Origin of the sequence: Salinispora pacifica CNR114, assembly GCF_000514775.1 — a bacterium.
GTDB classification, from domain to species: Bacteria; Actinomycetota; Actinomycetes; order Mycobacteriales; family Micromonosporaceae; genus Micromonospora; species Micromonospora pacifica.
Genome location: NZ_AZWO01000078.1, coordinates 1 through 2,913, shown reverse-complemented (window position 1 = coordinate 2,913; position 2,913 = coordinate 1). Strand labels below are relative to the sequence as shown.

The 2,913-nt window shown below is 60.5% G+C and carries 2 protein-coding genes; one reads left to right on the top strand and one right to left on the bottom strand.

Going from position 1 to position 2,913, the window contains the following annotated elements:
- Positions 1–454: 454 nt before the first annotated feature.
- The gene (locus B118_RS31345) at positions 455–1,666 is read left to right on the top strand and encodes a NucA/NucB deoxyribonuclease domain-containing protein (protein WP_162173377.1); all 1,212 of its coding nucleotides are present in this window, start codon (positions 455–457) and stop codon (positions 1,664–1,666) included.
- A gap of 884 nt (positions 1,667–2,550) precedes the next feature.
- Here B118_RS31345 and B118_RS33765 read toward each other — a convergent pair.
- Positions 2,551–2,754 (bottom strand): hypothetical protein, encoded by a 204-nt coding sequence (locus B118_RS33765; RefSeq protein WP_080678180.1) that lies wholly within the window; start codon positions 2,752–2,754, stop codon positions 2,551–2,553.
- Between the last annotated feature and the right edge of the window lie 159 nt (positions 2,755–2,913).

Here is a 2,913-nt window from a genome sequence, read left to right as displayed (position 1 = left end):
CCCATACCGGCCACTCCAACTACTCGGACTCGACTGAAACGGCCATATCGTCACCTTGCCGGAACCCTGCACGTCCGGGCGGGGCGTTGTCGTGTCTATCGGAGTTCATTAAGTGGTGCCCCGGCCAGGGGTCCGAGAACGCCGCCACTACGAATCTGCACTGCGGCGGCAGAGGCTACGGAAGGTGCGTTTAGCGTGTTTAGGCAGCGCTCCTGGACTTTCGATCTAATTCAGTCAGCCAGTAGCGATGGGACCGATCAGCCGTTTTAGTCTAGAGACTTCGTATCGCAATACCTGCGATCCGGCTTCAGCTCGAGTGGTGACATTGCCCTACTACAACCTTGCCGTTCTTTCTATCTGTAGAAAGTAGCCAATGAAGACAAGTGCTAGATTGCTTCTATCCGCGACCCTCGTCCTATCGGGACTCCTGTCGATTTCAGGCCCGGCAGCAGCGGTGACCGAAACGGTCGGATCCGCCACGCTCATCCCGTCGCAGCCCAAACCGCCGGCCCTGCCAGCAGGGACTGCCGGAACCGCAACCGCACCAAACAGTGAGTCCTGCGATGAGGTAGTTGAACGTCACAAAAGGCGCACCGCCATTACCGGGCAAGAAGTTGTTGCTTGCGTTGTGGTCGGAGAGGAAGGCAAACTTCCCGAGCAGGGTGACATGCGCGTCGCCGCACCGCTAGAACTGCCGCAATACTGCTACGACAATGCATTTGACGGACAGTGGTGGGGTACTCGAGAAGAAGCTTGCCGCATTCGCGGGGTGCGAGTAGATATTACAAATGTACAAACTGGCCAAATAGTCGGGCAACTGCTATTGAATGAATACGCCTATGCGTATGGGTCATCGACCACACTGAACTGGGCGCAGCAGGTCGAAGTATCCCTGTATGGCGGCTGGGGCACTATTGCCGGCACGACCGTGGATGCTCGTACCGAATGCAGTGGCGCATGCACTACGAGTAGTAGTGACTTTCCTCGACAGTCCGTCATTCTCGATACCCGCCAAGGTGGCGAGGCATATTTCCGGGGAACATCCAGTGCGGTTGGCAGCACAGGTAATGCAAATGCTAGCTGGCACTACCGCTTCTACAACCCTGCCTGGGTTGGCGGCCGGACCACTGAGGTGGCAGCTCCGTATCCCACTGTTCGTTGCGACAACGCAGTGCCCGGCTACCATATCGCGGGATGCATTTGGCCGGACTGGCCAGGTGTGCTGAGCTACCAGTGGAACACCTATCCCGAACTGGCTAATCATATCTGGAACGCCCAGCAGTCCGGCCTCCCTGGTGCGTACCCCGGCCTCGCGCCCAATGGCAGCCCACTCACCCGACTAACCGACGAGACCCTAAAAGTCAAGAATAGAAACAAGGCATGCCCTACCTCATATCCTCGACCGAGTGGCAAGAGTTGTGACGAATACCCCTTCGCTTCCACATACCAGGGTGCGTCTACTGGTGGTGGGACGGGTCGCACTCTCGAAGTCTGCTCCATCAGTGCACTACCCACCGGCGTAACCGGAGCCACAGGATACAGCGCCTGCATGATTAACAAGAAACAAAACAGCGAGGGCGGCACGGGTATCAACAAGATGTACCAGGAGAATCGAATCCTAGACCGCGATCCTTTCCACGTATGGATTTGGTCCACTCAGGACTGATTTTCGTAGGGCCTGCGAAGATCCGGCTCGGAGGTCGGTGACCGAGGTACTTCGCTGCCGGCACGGCTGAATCTAGAGTGGTCGGAGGGCGCCCACCTCCGACCACTTCCTACCACTTACCGATCTAAGGTGTATCCATGAGCCCACTAACATCTGGACGGGGAACCGTACGCGTAAGCTACCACCTATTCTTCGTTCGCGAAGAGACGGAACACTTCGCCGAGATGACCGATAGCAGCAACGGCCTTGTGTCAACATATACTGGGGTTGCCGCCATCTTTACCGGAATCCACACGGGCAATGTAGCGGTAACGGTGGAAGCGCACCCGAGTGCACCACCGCCAGTTATTGAAAGCTGGGAAGAGATCGTCGAGGTGCCGCTCGTCGCGCCGCAGGGTAGGGTCGCGGTGCATGCACTCGGAGATGATGGTCCAGACTTGCCAGACCTCACACCGGCAGGTCCCGGCACCTACAGGATGCGGGTGCACGCTCGAGGCCGTGACATCGCCACTGACCTTGTAGCGACAGACCCCGTCGAGGACTACCTGATCCAGGCTTGGCCAAGCGACCACGCTCCAGAGCGGATCATTCGCCAGTCCGACAAGTGCGGCGAGGGCTGGCGGGCTTCTCGAACACTCCCGCGTCGCCTAGAAACCGAACAAGAGCGGACATACAGAGAAGCACGTGCCCAACGGGCAGAAAGGCTCCGTCGCCTTGCTCCGCAGCCCGAAGAAAGCTGATCAGCACGTAAACCGGGGGGAGGCCAACGTGCTGGCCCCCGGCCTTGGGTCAAGGTCTGCCTCCGCGGATCGAGCCTCCGAAGCCTCGCACTCGTCGGGTGTCGGGGCCGAAGGCCCGGTCTAGCCCGGTAGCCTCGCCTGCCGCTAAATCCGGCCGGATCCCTGAGCAGCGTGGTGGCGACGATCCCGGGGTGATCCGAGTAGGTCGTGGGCGAGTAGCCCGGCGTACGCCTCCGCCCACGGCCAGCACCGCCGTGGGGTGCCGCACACGGGGCAGCGGCCGTCGACTTGGCGGTGGTCGTTCAGGTACCGCCACCACCGGCGGACGGTCGCGTCGGCCGGCGTCACCGTTGTGCCCGCGTCCGCTGTGGGGGCGCCCAGTTGCCCTGCCCGGCCGTGGCGAGGTAGCCGTTGTCGACGACGCGCTGAGACTGACCCTCTAGCGGCGGATTGGGACTGACCCCTCCGAGGCTGGAGGGGTGATCGCATTGGAAAACTGGGCTGAGG